This is a genomic window from Croceibacterium atlanticum, from assembly GCF_001008165.2.
Classification (GTDB): Bacteria; Pseudomonadota; Alphaproteobacteria; order Sphingomonadales; family Sphingomonadaceae; genus Croceibacterium_C; species Croceibacterium_C atlanticum.
The window spans coordinates 507,368-525,856 of the sequence record NZ_CP011452.2; the positions used below are offsets into that span (position 1 = coordinate 507,368).

The 18,489-nt window shown below is 61.6% G+C and carries 16 protein-coding genes; 7 read left to right on the forward strand and 9 right to left on the reverse strand.

Annotation, left to right across the window (positions count from 1 at the left end; all coding sequences use genetic code 11):
* Positions 1–282 precede the first annotated feature (282 nt).
* Entirely contained in the window at positions 283–684 is a 402-nt protein-coding gene (gene hisI, locus WYH_RS02430) for a phosphoribosyl-AMP cyclohydrolase (RefSeq protein WP_221232135.1), read from the forward strand.
* Between the two features lie 22 nt (positions 685–706).
* Positions 707–2,479 carry an acyl-CoA dehydrogenase C-terminal domain-containing protein gene (locus tag WYH_RS02435; RefSeq protein ID WP_046902564.1) on the forward strand — a complete coding sequence of 591 codons (1,773 nt, stop codon included), beginning with the start codon at positions 707–709 and terminating at the stop codon, positions 2,477–2,479.
* Between the two features lie 8 nt (positions 2,480–2,487).
* Here WYH_RS02435 and WYH_RS02440 read toward each other — a convergent pair whose 3' ends face one another.
* The 6 genes from WYH_RS02440 to tyrS all read right to left on the reverse strand — a co-directional run bounded on the left by WYH_RS02440 (position 2,488) and on the right by tyrS (position 8,512).
* Entirely contained in the window at positions 2,488–3,840 is a 1,353-nt protein-coding gene (locus WYH_RS02440; protein ID WP_053833360.1) for an FAD-binding oxidoreductase, read from the reverse strand.
* A gap of 35 nt (positions 3,841–3,875) precedes the next feature.
* Entirely contained in the window at positions 3,876–4,577 is a 702-nt protein-coding gene (locus WYH_RS02445) for a dienelactone hydrolase family protein (RefSeq protein WP_046902565.1), read from the reverse strand.
* Positions 4,570–5,490 (reverse strand): cysteine synthase A, encoded by a 921-nt coding sequence (gene cysK / locus WYH_RS02450; RefSeq protein ID WP_046902566.1) that lies wholly within the window; start codon positions 5,488–5,490, stop codon positions 4,570–4,572. Before cysK ends, WYH_RS02445 begins: the two co-directional genes overlap by 8 nt.
* Entirely contained in the window at positions 5,487–6,779 is a 1,293-nt protein-coding gene (locus WYH_RS02455; protein WP_046902567.1) for an MFS transporter, read from the reverse strand. The genes cysK and WYH_RS02455 overlap by 4 nt, the downstream gene beginning before the upstream one ends.
* Before the next feature lie 83 nt (positions 6,780–6,862).
* Positions 6,863–7,201 carry a PilZ domain-containing protein gene (locus WYH_RS02460; RefSeq protein WP_046902568.1) on the reverse strand — a complete coding sequence of 113 codons (339 nt, stop codon included), beginning with the start codon at positions 7,199–7,201 and terminating at the stop codon, positions 6,863–6,865.
* Between the two features lie 78 nt (positions 7,202–7,279).
* Positions 7,280–8,512, reverse strand: coding sequence for a tyrosine--tRNA ligase (tyrS, locus tag WYH_RS02465; RefSeq protein WP_046902569.1), 1,233 nt, complete (start codon positions 8,510–8,512; stop codon positions 7,280–7,282).
* A gap of 47 nt (positions 8,513–8,559) precedes the next feature.
* Between tyrS and WYH_RS02470 the strand changes: the two genes are divergently transcribed.
* The 5 genes from WYH_RS02470 to WYH_RS02490 all read left to right on the forward strand — a co-directional run bounded on the left by WYH_RS02470 (position 8,560) and on the right by WYH_RS02490 (position 13,933).
* The gene (locus tag WYH_RS02470) at positions 8,560–9,102 is read left to right on the forward strand and encodes a DOMON-like domain-containing protein (protein ID WP_046902570.1); all 543 of its coding nucleotides are present in this window, start codon (positions 8,560–8,562) and stop codon (positions 9,100–9,102) included.
* On the forward strand, positions 9,099–10,298 hold the full coding sequence (locus WYH_RS02475) for an exo-beta-N-acetylmuramidase NamZ family protein (protein ID WP_046902571.1): 1,200 nt from the start codon (positions 9,099–9,101) through the stop codon (positions 10,296–10,298). Before WYH_RS02470 ends, WYH_RS02475 begins: the two co-directional genes overlap by 4 nt.
* A 14-nt stretch (positions 10,299–10,312) precedes the next feature.
* On the forward strand, positions 10,313–11,566 hold the full coding sequence (locus WYH_RS02480) for a M24 family metallopeptidase (RefSeq protein ID WP_046902572.1): 1,254 nt from the start codon (positions 10,313–10,315) through the stop codon (positions 11,564–11,566).
* A 109-nt stretch (positions 11,567–11,675) separates the two neighbouring features.
* Complete coding sequence (locus tag WYH_RS02485) at positions 11,676–12,419, forward strand: glutathione S-transferase family protein (RefSeq protein WP_046904735.1); 744 nt, start codon at positions 11,676–11,678, stop codon at positions 12,417–12,419.
* A 113-nt stretch (positions 12,420–12,532) separates the two neighbouring features.
* Positions 12,533–13,933, forward strand: a complete 1,401-nt coding sequence (locus WYH_RS02490; protein ID WP_046902573.1) for a methyl-accepting chemotaxis protein — start codon at positions 12,533–12,535, stop codon at positions 13,931–13,933.
* A gap of 47 nt (positions 13,934–13,980) precedes the next feature.
* Here WYH_RS02490 and WYH_RS02495 read toward each other — a convergent pair whose 3' ends face one another.
* From WYH_RS02495 to WYH_RS02505, 3 genes are read right to left on the reverse strand one after another with little or no spacing between them, the layout of a single operon-like run.
* Complete coding sequence (locus tag WYH_RS02495) at positions 13,981–15,255, reverse strand: serine hydrolase (RefSeq protein WP_046902574.1); 1,275 nt, start codon at positions 15,253–15,255, stop codon at positions 13,981–13,983.
* 36 nt (positions 15,256–15,291) lie between these two features.
* On the reverse strand, positions 15,292–17,268 hold the full coding sequence (gene parE, locus WYH_RS02500; protein WP_046902575.1) for a DNA topoisomerase IV subunit B: 1,977 nt from the start codon (positions 17,266–17,268) through the stop codon (positions 15,292–15,294).
* 58 nt (positions 17,269–17,326) lie between these two features.
* Positions 17,327–18,487 (reverse strand): penicillin-binding protein activator, encoded by a 1,161-nt coding sequence (locus tag WYH_RS02505; protein ID WP_046902576.1) that lies wholly within the window; start codon positions 18,485–18,487, stop codon positions 17,327–17,329.
* Positions 18,488–18,489: the final 2 nt, after the last annotated feature.

The following is an 18,489-nucleotide window of genomic DNA, read 5'->3' on the forward strand; positions in this document are numbered from 1 at the left end:
AAAATCGCTGGGCCAGCGGCGCATCACCCCCCCACTCGGATGCGGCGGCCCAAACCCTCATGTATCGGCCTGTCATTTTATGACCAGTGCCGAAACCCCCCAATACCTTGGCGCTTTACCGGCGCATCCGGTTTTGAAGCGCGGCCCGTCACGACCGCAGGGCATATTCATCACATTGAAAGCTTCCCTGACAAAGAGCCTTCGCCGCGCATCATGGATTTTGCCGCCTCTCTGTGGTTATCCTGCAACAATAATGCGTAACGAAGGCCCTTACAGGCTTAATTGAAAAGGAACCGGGACATTTCCGAGAAAGATGCAGAGGTTAATGAGCGGGAACAGGGTACAAGCTTCCTGCCGAAATTCGATGATTCCGGCCTGTTGACGGCCATCGCGCAGGATTCTGCCAGCGGTATTATTCTGATGGTTGCCTTTATGGATGCGGAAGCGCTTTCAAAGACGCTTGAAACCGGCAAGGCCCATTTCCATTCGCGCAGCCGTAAACGCTTGTGGATGAAGGGCGAATCGTCCGGGCATGTTTTGCATGTCGAACAGATCCTGGTCGACTGCGATCAGGATGCGCTCATCCTGAAAGTGCGACCGGCTGGGCCGGCCTGTCACACCGGGGAGCAAAGCTGTTTCTATCGGGTGCTGGAGGGTGAAAAGCTGACTCGCCTTCCCGATTAAGCCGGGTTAAAGGCGGATTGTTATGACTGATTACATTCCGCCCGCCCGCGATATACGCTTCGTCCTCAAGGAATTGCTCGATCTGGAAAGCCATCAGGCGCTTCCGGCCTTCGCAATGGTGGACGAAGACCTGGTAGATACGATCATTGACGAGGCGGGGCGCTTTTGCGCGGAAGTGCTCGCCCCGCTCAACCGCGTGAGCGACGAACAGGGGTGCACGCGCGCAGCGGATGGCAGCGTGAAGACGCCGGGCGGATTTGCTGAGGCTTACGCCCAATATTGCGAATCCGGCTGGGGCACGCTGGCCTTGCCGGAAGAATTCGGCGGGCAGGGTATGCCTCACGTTCTCGCCACGGTGGTGGAAGAGTTCGCCAACGCATCGTGCCACGCATTCTATATGTATCCGGGCCTGACCCATGGCGCGGTTTCGGCCCTGCTTGCCAAGGGAAGCGATGAGCTGAAGCAGATTTATCTGCCCAAGCTGGTTTCCGGCGAATGGCTCGGCACAATGGCGCTGACAGAGGCGCATTGCGGGACCGATCTCGGTCTGCTGCGCACGCGCGCGGAACCGGCTGATGACGGCACTTTCTCTCTCAGCGGCGAAAAGATCTTCTGTTCCGGCGGCGAACAGGATCTGACCGGCAACATCATCCACCTGGTGTTGGCGCGGACGCCTGATGCTGCACCCGGATCGCGCGGTATATCCTTGTTCCTGGTCCCGAAATTCATTCCGGATGAATCTGGCGAACCCGGTGAGAAGAACGCCGTCAGCTGCGGCGCCATCGAACACAAGATGGGCATTCGCGGCAGCGCAACATGCGTGATGAATTTCGATGGTGCCAAGGGCTGGATGATCGGCGGGGAGGGCGAAGGCCTGGCCGCCATGTTCATCATGATGAATGCGGCGCGTCTTTCTTGCGGCAATCAGGGCGTGGCGCAGGCCGAACTCGCCTATCAGAAGGCCGCCGCCTATGCGCTGGAACGGCGGCAGGGCAAGGCCGCGGGCGAACGGGCAGACCCCAAGGCAGCTGCCGATCCACTGATCGTTCATCCCGATGTTCGCCGCATGTTGATGGATGCGCGTGCATTCACCGAAGGGTTTCGCGCGCTCGTCCTGTGGACTTCGCTTCAGATCGATCTGTCACACGGTGCGGAGGACGAGGCGGTTCGCAAGCAGGCGGACGAACTGGTTGGCTTCCTGACGCCGGTTCTGAAGGGATTTGGCACCGATCGCGGATTTGAAACAGCCGTGGACATGCAGCAGATCTTCGGCGGCCATGGCTATATTGCCGAATGGGGCATGGAACAGATCGTTCGCGATGCCCGCGTTCCGCGCATGTATGAAGGCGCCAATGGCGTTCAGGCACTCGATCTTGCTGGCCGGAAGCTGGCCCGCGATGGAGGCAGGGTTGCCGATCAGTTCTTCTCCCTGATCGAAGGCGACTGTGCCGACGCACCGGAATTCATTGCCACGCCGTTGCACGATGGGGTGGAGGAAGCACGCGCAGCCGCGAAATGGCTGATCGACAATGCCGGGTCCGATCCGAACAATCTCGGCGCCGGATCCTATGCCTTCATGGAGTTGATCGGAACGCTGGCGACTGGCTGGATGTGGGCACGCATGGCCACGGTGGCGGCAGCAAAGGGTGATGATCCTTTCTACGCCGCCAAACTGGCGACCGCGCGGCATTATGCCCAACGCAGCCTGACGAAATGCGCAGGCCTGCACCGCGAGGTTGAAGCCGGCGCCGCGGCGCTGATGGCGATTGCGGGAGAAGGTTTCCTGAGAAGCTGACGCGATATTCAGGCGGGAAAGCCGAAGAGCATGCCGTCCGGATCATATTGTTCGCGCAGCTTCGTGATCCGCTCCAGCGCTTCTGGAGAAAAGCACTCGGCGATGCGGGTGGCGTCTGGCGACAGGTTTGCTTCGCCCACATATCGGCCGGCGCGGTGCGGGGCGAGGGCCTGGTCCGCCGCCTTGACCCATTCCATATGCAGGCGATCCTCCAGCGGGTCGTCCCAAATGGCATAGATGCCGGCCTCGTTACCGCCGCCCACTGACAGCGCGCCCGTCTTGCCATCGGGGTATTCCGGGATGCGCCCACCGCCGCCCATGGCAAAGATGTTGATGCTGGATGATCGGCGCGGCAGCCCCGCCAGCTTGTAAACGGCCAGCAGCATGTCGCCGACTGTTGAATTGCTCCACAGATGGTCTGCCGCCACGCGTTTTCCCGGTGGCATTGCCGGTAGATCCACAAGCTCTGAGAAGCTCTTCGTTTCCCGCTTGATCTGCCTCAGATAATTGGCGTTTGTCGGCGGATCGAAATAGGATGCGATGCGATGGCGGGCTTCCGCTTCATCCTTCCCCATGCTGACGACGCGGAGGGAAACGGCCGCAGCGCCGGTGCTGATATCCGGACCGACGAGACAGGTCAGTTCGGAAGAAGGATGGGCCGCACGATTGGCCTGCGTCAGCCAGCTGGCGATCTCTGGCGCACTTTCCGCCGATATTTGCGCATTCCAGACATGAATTGCCCCCGGGATGGGGTGGAGGCGCAGGCGATATCCGGTCGCGATGGCGGGAAAACCGGCCCCGGCGCCGCGGGCCGCCCAGAACAGTTCTGGATGGCTGGTTTCGCTCGCAGTGGCGATGGACCCGTCGGGCAGGACGACATCCAGTTCCCAGACGCTGGAGCAGGCCGGGCCCCATGTGCCCGAATTCCACCCGAAACCGCCACTGAGCAGATAGCCACTGAGGGAAACGTCGGGGCAATGGCCGACGGGAAAGGCAAGCCCGTCTCGTGCCAGACGGAGCAGGAGATCGCCCCCTTTTACGCCTGCGCCAACATGGGCGGCTTGCCCGGGCACATCGACCTGGATCATGTCCAGTCCCGAAAGATCGAGCAGCATTCCGCCATCGCGCAGGGCGGAAGCTTCATAGGAATGTCCGCCGCCACGTGGAGAAACACGCAGGCCGTGGCGCCGGGCAATCTTCACCGCCTGCGCGACATCTTCCGCAGAACGGGCCCGAACGATAAGTTCTGGCGAACGGGCATCCGCCAGCCGGCGGTTCCAGCTCATCCGGTCACGAATGCCGGTATATCCGGGTGTGTCGCGCCCGCTTGCTTCCAGGCCGATCTTGCGCAGATCAGCCAATGCGCCCGAGATCGGCGCCCCGGAGATCGGCGGCCCTATGCCAGAACCTCGTCAAAAAGGCTGAACATGGATGCCCAGCTCTGCCGGTCCGCGCTTTCGTCATAGGCGGTGGCGGGATTGGAATTGGGCTGCGGATTGCAGAAGCCATGCTTCACGCCCGCATAGGAGTGGAAGTGCCAGTTTCCACCGGCGTGATCCATTTCTTCCCAGAACTTGATCACTTGCTGGCGGGGCACCATCGGGTCCGCATCGCCATGGCAGACGAGGATACGAGCGCTGATCCGGCCGGGTTCGGCCGGTTGTTCGGTATTGAGCAGTCCGTGGAAACTCACCGCCGCGAATAGCGGGGCGCCATCCCGGGCGAGTTCCAGCGTGGCCTGTCCACCCATGCAGAATCCGATCGCGCCAATGGGCAGCCCGCGCGCTTCCTCCATGCCGGCAAGGGCCTTCAGCCCGGCACGCAGGCGGTTGCGATAGGAATCCGGCGTCTGGCGTATCTCCATCGCGAATTCGCGCGACTGGTCGAAATTTTCCGGCTGCTTGCCATAGAAATCCGCGACCAGCGCGAGATAGCCATGATCGGCTAGCGACTTCGCCTTGTCGAAGACGAAGCCGCCGGGATTCATTATCGTCGGGAAAACCAGCACTGCGGCCCTGGGCACACCTTTTGGCCGTGCCACATGGCTGGTCAGCCCTATCTCGCCGTCGGAATAGGCAAGTGTTTCCAGATCATTCATTGGGCAGGAAATCCGGGACCGACAGATAGCGTTCGCCCGTATCGTAATTGAAGCCGATAATGCGCGTGCCCGGTTCCAGTTCGGCACATTTGGCCTTGATCGCGGCCAGCGTCGCGCCGCTGGAAATGCCGACCAGCAAGCCTTCCTTCGCCGCACACTGCCGGGCCATTTCCTTCGCATCTTCCGCATCCACCTCGATCGCGCCGTCGATGGACTGCGTGTGCAGATTGCCGGGGATGAAGCCCGCGCCGATACCCTGGATCGGGTGCGGGCCGGGCTGGCCGCCGCTGATGACGGGCGACAGGCCCGGTTCAACGGCATAGGCTTTCAGATCGGGCCAGCTCTTCTTCAATTCTTCCGCACAGCCCGTCAGGTGGCCGCCCGTTCCAACGCCAGTGATCAGCACTGCCGGCGGCGTGTCTGCAAAATCGGCCAGGATTTCCTTCGCCGTCGTGCTGGCATGTATCGCCACATTGGCCGGATTTTCGAATTGCTGCGGCATCCACGCACCGGGGGTCTGATCAATCAGTTCCTGCGCCCGTTCTAGTGCGCCCTTCATGCCCTTTTCCTTGGGCGTCAGATCGAAGCTGGCGCCATAGGCGAGCATCAGGCGGCGCCGTTCAAGGCTCATGCTTTCAGGCATGACCAGCACCAGCTTGTAGCCTTTTACCGCCGCGACCATGGCCAGGCCCACGCCGGTATTGCCGCTGGTCGGTTCGATGATCGTGCCGCCGGGTTTCAGCGCGCCGGATTTCTCCGCATCCTCGATCATGGCCAAAGCGATGCGATCCTTGATCGATCCACCGGGATTGGCCCGTTCGCTCTTCACCCAGACCTCGTGGTCAGGGAACAGGCGGGAAAGGCGGATATGCGGCGTATTGCCGATTGTGGCGAGAACTGTGTCGACCTTCATGTCTTCTGTTCCTCTCCTGCCTCTTCATGGAGGTATTTCGAGCTAAATGTTCGGGCGTTGCGAAGTTCCGGAAAAATCCACGCCCAGATCGCGGTAATGACTATCGCACCGGCCCCGCCGAAAACAACCGCCCCCGTGGCACCGAGGAGGCCGGCGGCAAGGCCGGATTGCAATTCGCCAAGTTCATTGCTGGCGGAAATGGCGAGGCCGGAAATGGCCGAAACCCGGCCGCGCTTGGAATCGGGGGTGTTGAGCTGAACCAGCGAAGTCCGGATGAACACCGAAACCATGTCCGCCGCGCCCAGCACCGCCAGCATCAGCAGCGAGAATGCGAAATTGCGGGACAGTGCAAAGGCCACAGTCGCGACGCCGAAAATGACCACGGCCCAGAGCATTTTCACGCCCACATTGCTTTCGAAAGGGCGGAAGGAAAGCAGCGCCGCGACCAGGGCGGCGCCGACTGCCGGCGCACCGCGCATGAAGCCCAGGCCCTCCGGCCCGACATGGAGGATGTCTCGCGCGAAAACCGGCAGCATGGCCGTTGCACCGCCCAGCAGGACGGCAAAAAGATCCAGCGTGATGCAACCCAGCAGGAAACGTTCCCGGGTGATGAATGTGAAGCCGTCGATGATCTGGCGAACCGGATGGACCGGCGGCCCTTCCTGCTTTGCCTTTATCGGATGCAGCGTGAGAATCAGCAGGGCGGAAATCACCAGCAGCCCTGCTGAAAGGTAATAGGGCAGGGATTCGCTGGAGGCGAAGAGCAGCCCGCCTATTGCCGGCCCGATCACCGTGCCCGACTGCCATGCGATGGAACTCAGCGCGATGGCGCGCGGCAGAAGTCTGGGCGGCACGATGTTGGGCGCGATTGCCGACAGGGCAGGGCGGTTGAAAACGCGCGCGCCACCATGCGCGGCTGCCAGCGCGAAAAGCAGCGGCAGGGTCAGCGCGTCGAGATGCGTTCCCACGGCCAGGGCCAGGGCGATGGTGCAGTCTGTCAGATTGGCGAAAAAGACCACTTTGCGCCGGTCGAACATATCCGCCACCACGCCCGCCACGGGTGTAAGCACGAACAGGGGCACGAATTGCGCCAGGCCCAGCAGGCCGAGCATGAATGCCGCATCGCGGGTGCCCATGCCGTAATCGGCGCGGGCCACATCATATGTCTGGTACCCGATCAGCACCACCATCGAAATGGTGGCGAAAACCGCAAGGAAGCGCGCAATCCAATAGCGGCGATAATCTGCGATCTGGAGCGGTGAGCTGGGAATCTCGGCGGCGTCGTTCACCCGTGTCCAATGGCAGGCCGGGCACGGGCTGCCAAGCTGTGTGAACTATCGACGGGTACAGACGGGCTTGTGCGCCCGCGCAATCAACTGCGCCGGCGAAGCCGCGGATTGGGCTGCAATTCGCGGATCATGTCCTCGAACTGGTCCACGCGGATGATGCGTTCGAACTGGAAGCCCGCACGGTCATCGGTGGTCCAGATGCAATAGGCCTCGATCCGTCCGACGATCGGCAGGCGGATGATCACCCGGTCGCCGCGCGCCAGTTCCGGCACTTCATCCACCATGAAACCATGTGCGGAAATGTTGCAGACATGCAGCCTGAGGTCACCGCGATCGCGATGTTCGCCGATCACGGGATAATCGACAGGGTGCCGCGTGGAACGGCGCATGTCCGTAACCGAAAGCTGTGCTCCGCCAGCCATTTGAGCAGCGACCTCCAATCAAGCAGTGCGAAGCCGGAGATATAGGCAGAAATGCTGTACGAAGTGTAAAGGATGACCTCAGGAAGCGCGCAATATGCCGTGGCGCTTCTTGCCCACGCTCAGCTTCAGCTCCTGCCCCGGCGCCAGCTGGATCAGCTGGCCGGGATCGCTCATCGCTTCGTCGTCTATCTTGACGGCGCCTTCTGCGATCTTGCGCTTTGCCTCGCCATTCGATGCGGTGAAGCCGATTGCGGTGCAGGCTGCGCCCAGCCGGATTCCCTCTGCCGGAACTTCCAGAACCGGCAGATTTTCACCCAGGCCGCCGCCGGCGAAAGTCTGCGCCGCAGTCGCTTCGGCGGCCCTGGCTGCTTCATCGCCCCGGATCAGCCTGGTGACTTCATTCGCCAGCACGATCTTGGCCTGGTTGATTTCCGCTCCGTCCAGCGCTTCGAGCCGATGAATTTCCGGCAGCGGCAGATCGGTGAACAGGCGCAGGAAACGGCCGACATCGCGATCGTCAGTATTCCGCCAATATTGCCAGAAATCATAGGCAGGCAATGCATCGTCATTAAGCCAGACTGCACCGGCGGCCGTCTTGCCCATCTTCGAACCATCCGCCGTTGTCAGCAGCGGCGTAGTCACGCCGTAGACTTCCCTGGCGTCCATCCGGCGGGTCAGTTCTATGCCGTTGACGATATTGCCCCATTGATCCGATCCGCCCATCTGCAGGCGGCATTCATAACGCTGCGACAATTCGCGGAAATCGTAAGCCTGCAGGATCATGTAGTTGAATTCGAGGAAGGAGAGCGATTGCTCCCGGTCGAGCCGCATCTTCACCGAATCGAAGCTGAGCATCCGGTTTACCGAGAAATGCTGGCCCACTTCGCGCAGGAACGGAATATATTCCAGCTGGTCGAGCCATTCGGCATTATCGACCATGATGGCATCGGTGGGACCGTCACCGAACTTGAGCAAGCGCGCGAAAATGCGGCGGATGGACGCGACATTTTCCGCGATGATCTCACCGGTCATCAATTTCCGGGCTTCATCCTTGAAACTGGGATCGCCGATCTTGCCGGTGCCACCGCCCATGACAACGATGGGCTTGTGCCCTGCCTGCTGCAGGCGGCGCAGCAGCATGATCTGCACCAGGCTGCCGACATGGAGCGATGGCGCAGTCGGATCGAACCCGATATAGCCGGGTACGATTTCCTTCGCGGCCAGGGCATCCAGCCCGGCCGGGTCAGTCACCTGGTGGATATAGCCGCGCTCGTCGAGCAGGCGGAGGAGATCGGACTTGTACTGGCTCATGACGCTCTCTTTGTTTCGGCGCGGGCGCGTAGCATGTGGGAGGAAACATGCAAACGTATCCCCTGTTGCCTCATCCGGACCATCCGCCAAGCCGGATCAGATCTGTCGAGGCGAAAATCATCGGTTTCGATGGCCAATGGCTGCGGCTGCGCTGGCGCATGGAAGGATCGCAAGCGATTGTTATCCCGCCATTTGCGGGCAAGGGCAGGGCGGACGGCCTGTGGCAGACAACCTGTTTCGAACTTTTCCTGAAGCCCGACGGTGCCCAGGCCTATGCCGAATTCAATCTCTCTCCTTCGGAACGCTGGGCGGCTTATGATTTCACATCCTATCGGGAAGGGATGAGCGAACGCGCCGCCCCGCGTGAACCGGACTCCACGATCCGTGTCGGCCAGTCCATGGCCATATTCGATGCAGCCATACCGGCAGGCGCCTTGCCCGCCGCTGATTGTGCCATGGGCCTGTCAGCCGTGATCGAGGAACAGGGTGGCATCAAATCCTACTGGGCATTGGCCCATGCGGAAGGAAAGCCGGATTTCCATGCAGCTTCTTGCTTCGCTGCACGGCTTGCGGCACCGCACGCGGCATGAAATTCGGTATTGACCGGCTGCTGGCCGACCCGACCCTGAGGAAACCGCTGGAAGGCAAGCGCGTCGCGCTGGTCGCGCATCCTGCCTCGGTCACTCTCGATCTTACCCATTCGCTCGACGCGCTGATCGCGGCAGGCATCAATGTCACTTCCGCCTTCGGCCCGCAGCACGGGATCAAGGGCGACAAGCAGGACAATATGGTCGAGACCGAGGACGAGGTCGATCCGCAATACGGCATCCCGGTCTTCAGCCTCTATGGCGAGGTGCGACGGCCGAGCGACCATATGATGGCGAGCGCTGATGTCTTCCTGTTCGACCTGCAGGATCTCGGCTGCCGTATCTACACCTTCTGCACGACGCTGCTCTACCTTCTGGAAGAAGCCGCGCGGCACGGCAAATCCGTGTGGGTGCTGGACCGGCCGAACCCGGCGGGACGCCCGGTGGAAGGTACTTTGCTGCTCCCCGGACAGGAAAGCTTTGTCGGGGCTGGCCCAATGCCCATGCGCCATGGGCTGACCATGGGCGAAATGGGGCGGTGGTTCATCCGGAAATTCAATCTGGATGTCGATTACAATGTGGTGGAAATGCATGACTGGTTGCCGGAATCCGGCCCAGGTTTCGGCTGGCCGCAGGACCGCATCTGGATCAATCCGAGCCCCAATGCGGCAAGCCTGAACATGGCGCGCGCCTATGCCGGAACGGTGATGCTGGAAGGAACCCGGCTGAGCGAAGGCAGGGGGACGACACGCCCGCTGGAAGTATTGTTTGGCGCGCCCGATGTGGATGCGAAGGCCGTGCTCGCTGAAATGCGGCGGATCGCGCCGGACTGGCTGGCCGGATGCGCCCTGCGGGAATGCTGGTTCACGCCCACTTTCCACAAACATGAAGGGCTGCTTTGTCATGGATTGATGGTCCATGCAGAAGGCGGCTTTTACGACCATGCGCAATTCCGCCCCTGGCGCCTGCAGGCTCTGGCCTTCAAGGCGATCCGCCAGCTTTATCCCGATTACGAGATCTGGCGGGATTTCCCCTATGAATATGAATTCGACCGGCTGGCCATCGACGTGATCAATGGCGGCCCGGCCCTGCGCCAATGGGTGGACGACGCGGCAGCCGAAGCCGGCGATCTGGAGGCATTGACCCGGCCGGACGAACAGGGCTGGCGTGAAGAAATCTCCGATCTGGTTATTTATTGACGAGGGGCACACCAATGCGGCGTCGTAGTTTCATCGGCATGGCAGGAACTGCTGCCGGCCTTGCTGCATTTGCGCCTGCCGCGCTGGCAGCGGGCGGCCCCGCGGTGGAAGGCCTGCCGAAACTGGCCACGAACGCGGTTCCGATCTCTCCGGCAGAGCGGTTGCAACGCGTGGCCAAAGCAGGCGCCCTGATGCGGGCGCATGAAATGGATGCCGTGCTGGTGGAGGCCGGTTCCAGCCTCGTATATTTTACCGGAGTGCAATGGTGGCGCAGTGAAAGGCTGACGGCGGCGATCATCACGCGCGAAGGCGAAATCGCGATCGTCACCCCCTTCTTTGAAGAACCTTCCGTCCGGGAAACACTGGCCATCGATGCCGAAGTGCTGACCTGGAACGAGGATGAAGATCCGCTCCAATCCGTTGCCGCCTGGCTCGGGAGGAGAGGGTTGGGGCGCGGGAAGATCGGTATCGAGGAAACCGTCCGCTATTTCGCGGTGGACGGGCTGCAACATGCGCTGCCCGAAGCGAGCATCGTGAATGGCGCGCCGGTGGTCCGCGGGTGCCGCATGATCAAGTCGCCGGCCGAGCTGGCTTTGATGGAGATCGCCAACGACATCACCATGGCCGCCTATCGCCATGCAATGCCGCAGGTGGAACCGGGCATGACACCGCGGGATATTGGCGGGCTTATCAACGCGGCCACCCGCGCCATGGGCGGCAATCCGGAATTCGAACTCGTGCTTCTCGGGGAGGCAAGCGCCTATCCCCACGGTTCCGGCAAGCCGCAGGAAGTTCGCGAAGGGGAGGTGATCCTGCTCGACTGCGGTTGCAATGTGCATGGATACCAGTCCGACATTTCGCGCAGCTATGTTTTCGGCGAACCGAGCGCACGCCAGCGAATGGTCTGGAACCAGATGCGAAAGGGGCAGGACACCGCCTTCGAGGCCGCACAGCCGGGCGTGGCCGCCGGCAAGGTGGATGACGCGGTGCGCGCCTATTACGAAACGCTCGGTTATGGCCCCGGCTACAAACTGCCCGGCACTTCGCACCGGACAGGCCACGGTATCGGTCTGGACGGGCACGAACCCGTAAACCTGGTGCGCGGCGAGGAAACGCCGCTGGCACCGGGCATGTGCTTCTCTGACGAGCCGGGCATCTACATTCCCGGAGAATTCGGCATCCGGCTGGAAGATTGTTTCTTCATGACAGAGAGCGGGCCGCGCTGGTTCAGTACGCCGGCCCCTTCGATCGACAATGTCTTCGGCTGACGGATGGCGGCAGAAGGCAGGCGAAAGAGCGCGGGATTGAGCCGCAAACCGCTTGCCCTTGGATAAAACGGCTAGCTATGACCATAGGCAAAATCCGCGGGAGAAAATGATGCTCAAGCTCTACAGCTTCGGTCCAGGTGCCAATTCGCTGAAACCCATGCTCACCCTGTATGAAAAGGGTCTGGAGTATGAGCAGCATTTGCTGAACCCCGCCAAATTCGAACATCATTCTGACTGGTTCAAGGAAATCAATCCGCGCGGCCAGGTCCCCGCCTTGTGGGATGACGGCAAGGTCGTGACTGAAAGCACGGTGATCTGCGAATATCTGGAAGATGCGCATCCCACCGAAGTCAAATTACGGCCGGAGGATCCGTTCGACCGGGCGCAGATGCGCATCTGGACCAAGTGGGTGGACGAATATTTCTGCTGGTGTGTTTCCACCATCGGCTGGCACCGCGGCGTGCGCCAGATGGCGCAGCAATTGTCGGATGACGAGTTCGAGGAACATCTGAAAAAGATCCCGATCCCCGAACAGCAAGTGAAATGGCGCCGGGCCCGCGAAGGCTTCCCGCAGGATCTCCTGGACGAGGAAATGCGCAAGATCGGCGTGTCCGTGCGCAAGCTGGACGATCATCTGGCCGATAATGAATGGCTGGCAGGCGGGATGTATTCGCTGGCCGATATCTGCAATTTCGCCATCGCGAACGGAATGCAGTTCGGCTTTGCGGAACTGGTGAACAAGGAAGACACACCGCATCTGCTGCGCTGGATCGAACAGATCAATGACCGTCCGAAGGTCAAGGCGATGTTCGATGCCGTGCCGCGCGAAAAGCTGGGCGGCCCGAAGGATTGATTCCGCCCGGCGGCAAAGTCTGATGGTGCGGCGCACAAAGATGCCGCATCCTTAAGGCTTTTCTTACCATCGCCTCGATAGAGTTTCCGCGACAAAAAGGGGCGCGGAACAGAATGGAAGTTTTTGGCATCGACCAGGAGAATGCGAGCGTTATCGATCGCATTCCCCTGCATTGCGGCGATGTGACTGTCGGATGCAGCGATGTTGCAGGCATTGTGCAGGCAGTCATCAATTCATCCACACGCTTGCGCAGCGAATATCTCGCGCTTGAAGAAACCGTTGCGGCGCTGGAAGCCGATGAGAACAATATCGGCAATGCCTGCGAAGAATCGCGTATCCTGTCCCATCGCGCGATGGAACGGTTGGGAGAGGGCACGCAGCAAATTCACGCTTCTCTCGGCGTGGTTACCGAATTGCTGGAACTGGCCGACACGCTGACCCAGCATGTCACGGGCTTCGCCGCGGCCATGGCGCAGGTGCGGCAATGCTCTGTCGATATCAACAACATCGCCGAGACGACCAATATTCTGTCGCTGAACGCGGCCATCGAGGCGGCCCGCGCCGGCGAGGCCGGTCGCGGTTTCGCAGTTGTTGCAAGCGAAGTGAAAAGTCTCGCCGGCAAGACGCGCGATGCGACGGACGAAATCGCCCGGACCATCGACGCGCTGGGAATAGAGGCCGAGAACGTCATCACCCGGATAGAGGATGGTGCGCGCGCCAGCAGCGAGGCGAAGGGCTCCGTGGCGCAGATCGCCCAGACGATAGATGGCGTCAGCGAACTGGTCGGCGAAGTGGACGCCCAGAACGAAACGATTGCCAATGCCAGCCGGAAGGTCGGCGGCCATGTGGTTTCCATTCGTGGCGTGCTCGGCAATTTCGCATCGGTGGCGCAGGACAACGAGACTGAACTGCGCCGTGCCCATTCCCGCATGGAGGAGCTGGAACTGACGGCCAGCGCCATGTTCGACACGATCGTACATGCCGACCTGTCGCCGATGGACAGCGCCATGGTGGCCTGCACAGAGGAGATCGCGCGCGATATCCTGGCGGTGACGGAAAACGCCCTGGCATCAGGCGAACTGAGCGAGGCCGATCTTTTCGACACCGATTATTGCGAAATTCCCGGCTCGTCTCCTACGCGCTACACCACGCGTATGTGCGACTGGGCGGACCGGCGCTGGCAACCGCTGCTGGATCGCCTTGCCAATTCCGATCCGCGCGTCCTGACCACGGCATGTAGCGACATGAACGGCTATCTGCCCACGCATATGAGCCGGTATTCGCAGGCGCCGACTGGTGAATTGTCCCACGACACGCGCTTTTGCCGCAAGGGACGCAAGATCTTCGATGCGATCGACGCCAAGGCCAAGCAAAGCACGGCACCATTCATGATGGCTGCCTACCGTCATGAAAGCGATGGCAAGACCTATCGCGTCGTGCGCAACATCTACATGCCGATCAGCTTCAACGGCCGCCGCTGGGGCGACCTGGAACTGGCCTATTGCTTCGACTGAACCGGGTCTTCATCGCGGATGCGTGGCCGCACCGGGCGCAGGATCGCTCACTCGCCGGTGCTGCCCAATGCGAGCACACGTTGCGACAACAATTCGAAGGCGGGCTGATCCAGCACGGCCTCCGGGTTGTTCCAGCCCATGGAGAGCACGTAATATGCGCCTTCCTCATTGCGCAGCAGCCAGCTGAGATTGAGTACGCCCGGCTCCGAACCGCCCTTGTAACCGATATAGGGCCAGCCAGCCTGTTGATCCTCCGATAAGGCGGGATTGATGGCGAGAATATCCAGCGCCGTCTGGTCCCCCAGCGCGACGATATGGCGGAAGATTCCCGCGATGTCCTGCCCTGAAGCCAGCCATTCGACGTCAATAGCACGCGGCCCAGCGGCAAAGGCTTCGGATATCTGCGCCAGTTCCAGTGGCCTGTCGCCGATATCGGACAGGATCCGTTCCCGCTCCGACGCGGAGCCGGCGCGATAGGCGGCAAGGACATCGTCAGGCCCTGCCTTCATCGTGAACATTTCTCGTGTCGTCATGAAGGGCACGTTCAGCGATGGTTGCGAATGGCCCGAGGCGGCCAGTTCGGCCTCCACCGCATCGCGCCCGATCAGGCGGATCAGCGTGTCTGTGGCGGTATTGTCGCTGATGGAAATCATCATGCTGGCGAGAGTCTGCGCCGTGACCGGCGCCTTGTCCGGCCAGTCCTGCATCTGGCCGCTGGGGAAAGAGCGTTTGCCCAGCGCGATCACTTCATCCCAGCCATGTTCACCCTCCGCGATTGATCGGGTGAGGGCGGCCAGCACATAAAGCTTGAATGTCGATCCGATCGCCAGCTGCCGATCCGCATTGATCGACAGGATCGGACTGCCGCCTTCCAACGGGGCGAAATAGACCGAAACACTGCCGGGCAGGGCCTGCAGATCGGAACTGACCTTGCCGGCATTGTCCTCCACCGGCTGAAACTCGGTCAGGCGGAAACCGGCAATCTTGCGTTCGCCTGATGGTTCGAGCTGGAACAGCCCCTTACCGATTGCCCTTTCAAACCGAAGCGCGATCCGGGCACCGCCGGTGCTGCCAATCGGCTCGACAAATTCCACGCCGAGAAGCGTGCCAAACTGGCTCGTCAATTGCCCCAGCAACATGTCGAGCTGTTCGGGCGGTACCTGGGACAGGAAATTGAGCCCGAAAACGTCCGCCGGATCCTGTTCGTGATTCAGCGCGGCAACGATGTCCTCCGCCCGCTGGTCCAGGATCGGGGCGCTATCCCGGGCCCACGCCCCCACGGGAATGACCGCCAGCAGAAAAGCCAGAACCAGCTTGTGCATTGCGGTATCCCCCTGTTTTCGCCCCTTCGGGACCGTTCATGCGTCGATCAGGTCACGATCTACTTCGCCTGCGCGGTTCTGGATGAAATTGAACCGATGTTCGGGATTGCGGCCCATCAGGTGATCGACCAGTTCCTTGACCGCGAAACGCTGCTCATGCTCCGTGGGCAGGGTAATGCGGGTGAGGCTGCGCGTCCGGGGGTTCATCGTGGTTTCCCGCAATTGCTGCGGGTTCATTTCGCCCAAACCCTTGAAGCGGCTGATTTCGGTCTTCTTGCCCTTGAACACCGTTGCTTCCAGTTCCGCCCGGTGGGCATCGTCACGCGCATAGCGGCTCTCTTTCGCGGAAGTGATGCGATAGAGCGGCGGCTGGGCGAGGAAGAGGTGCCCCTTGCGCACCAGTTCCGGCATTTCCTGGAAAAAGAAGGTCATCAGCAGGGTCGCGATATGCGCCCCGTCCACATCGGCGTCGGTCATGATGATGACCCGGTCGTAGCGCAGATGTTCCGGATCGCAGTCCTTGCGTGTCCCGCAGCCCAGAGCGAGCGTGAGGTCGGCGATTTCGCTATTTGCGCGGATCTTGTCGGCACTGGCGCTGGCCACGTTCAGGATCTTGCCCCGGATCGGCAGGATCGCCTGCGTCTTGCGGTCGCGCGCCTGCTTGGCGCTGCCGCCGGCGCTATCGCCTTCGACGATGAACAATTCCGTCTCGCCATCGCCTTCGCCTGAACAATCGGTCAGCTTGCCGGGCAGGCGCAGCTTCTTGGCATTGGTGGCGGTCTTGCGCTTGACCTCACGCTCCGCCTTGCGGCGCAACCGTTCATCCATGCGTTCCATCACCGAACCAAGCAGCGCCTTGCCGCGCTCCATATTGTCGGTGAGGAAGTGATCGAAATGGTCGCGCACGGCATTTTCGACCAGCCGCGCAGCTTCGGGGCTGGTCAGCCGGTCCTTCGTCTGGCTCTGGAATTGCGGATCGCGGATGAAGACGGAAAGCATGATTTCCGCCCCGGTCACCACGTCATCGGCGCTGATATCCTTGGCCTTCTTCTGGCCGGTAAGTTCACCGAATGCGCGGATTGCCTTGGTCAGCGCGGCCCGCAGGCCCTGTTCATGCGTGCCGCCATCGGGTGTCGGCACGGTGTTGCAATACCAGCTGGTGGAGCCGTCGGACCATAGCGGCCAGGCAACAGCCCATTCCACGCGGCCCTGATCCTCGGGAAAATCCTGCTTGCCCGAAAAGAAATCGCTGGTGACGCATTCGCGCGAGCCGAGCTGTTCCTTCAGATGATCGGCCAGGCCGCCGGGGAATTGGAACACCGCCTCCTGCGGCACTTCCTCGCTGGCGAGAGAGGGGGCGCATTTCCAGCGGATCTCGACCCCGGCATAGAGATAAGCCTTGGATCGGGCGAGCTTGAACAGGCGCTGCGGCTTGAACTGCCGGTCCCCGAAAATCTCCGTGTCGGGCGTGAAGCTGACCGTGGTGCCGCGCCGGTTGGGCGTGTCGCCAACCTTGGCGATCGGCGCCAGCGGCAGGCCCTTGGAAAATTCCTGCGCGAATACTTCGCGATTGCGGGCAACTTCGACCCGGGTATGCGATGACAGGGCATTGACCACGCTGACGCCGACACCGTGCAGGCCGCCACTGGTGGCATAGGCCTTGCCGGAAAACTTGCCGCCCGAATGCAATGTGGTGAGAATGACTTCGAGCGAGGACTTGCCCGGGAACTTGGGGTGTTCGTCAACCGGGATGCCGCGGCCATTATCGCTGATGGTCAGGCGATTGCCTTCCTCCAGCGTGACCTCGATCCGGCTGGCATGCCCGGCCACTGCTTCGTCCATGGCATTGTCGAGCACTTCGGCGGCAAGGTGATGCAAGGCCCGTTCGTCCGTGCCGCCGATATACATGCCGGGCCGCCGGCGTACCGGCTCCAGCCCTTCAAGCACCTCGATGGAGGAGGAATCGTAATCGCTGCCGCCCACGGGCGCCTTGTCGAACAGGTCGTCGCTCATCCTTGCCGCTATACGGCCCGGAATCCCACCCCTTCAAGCGGGTTGGGTGAACTTATCGTCAATCGAAACGCTGAGGGGCGGGATCCACCACGTCAATCGTGCCATTTCCGATGCGGCGAACTTCCATTGCCCGTTCGCCCACGCCGTCTCCGCGAAAGCGGAACGGCCCATCCAGGCCGAGGAACCCATCCGTCCCGAGCAGTTCCCGAACCGGGAATTGCGTGCCCGGTTCCCAGTCGCGGGCAACACGGAGGGTAAGCAGCACCGAGTCATAGCCAAGGGTGGCAATGCGATAGGGCGTTTCGCCGAAGCGCGACTTGTAGCTGTCGAGGAACTGGCGATAACGCGCATCCGAAACTGCCGCGAACAGGGCGCCCCGCATGGCGGAGGCATTGGCGATGCTTGCTTCCCCGCTCCACAATTCGGTGCCGAGAATGGTCGGCAATACCATGCCGGGTTCCTTGAGTGCGCCAGCAGCCATGGCGGAAAGGCGGGCGCCGTCAGCCACCAGCACGGCATCGAAATCGGCCTTGCTTTCAAGCCGTTCGGCCGCGCTGACGATGGATGTGTTCCCCCGGTCATAGCTTTCGGTGGCGACCAGCCGGCCGCCGACGCGGCGCACCGCGGCGGAGAAGGCATCGGCAGCCCGGCTGCCATATTCGCCATTGGGAATCAGCGCCGCGAAATTGCGGGCGCCATTGGCGTGAGCATAAGCAACGGTGCGTGCCACGGATTGTTCAGGCACATGGCCCAGCACGAACACATCGCTCGACGCCACGGAAATATCGTTGGAGAAGGTAATCAGCGGCACATCGGCCGGCTTGGCCTGGCTCAGCACCGGGCCGACATTCTGGCGCAGCAGGGGGCCGAGGATCAGCCTGTTGCCATCAGCAATGGCGCGGGCCGCCGCGCTCTGGGCATTGGTGGCGGTGTCATAGGTCGTGATCCGCAGATTCTGCGCATCCGTATCGAGCAGGGCCATGGTGGTGGCATTGGCGATCGAACGCCCGACATCGGCATTGCTGCCCGACAGGGGCACCAGCAGCGCAATCCTATGGCGAGTGGTGTCGGTGGGCAGGGCCGTATCGCTCGGCCCGGTCGTCTCTCCCGGTTCGGCGGGCCCGGTCTGGACTCCGTCACCGCCGGGTATGACCTGGCAGCCGGCAAGCCCCGCGGCCAGTGTCAATGCGACCAGGCCGCGCTTAAGACTTCCCAACATGC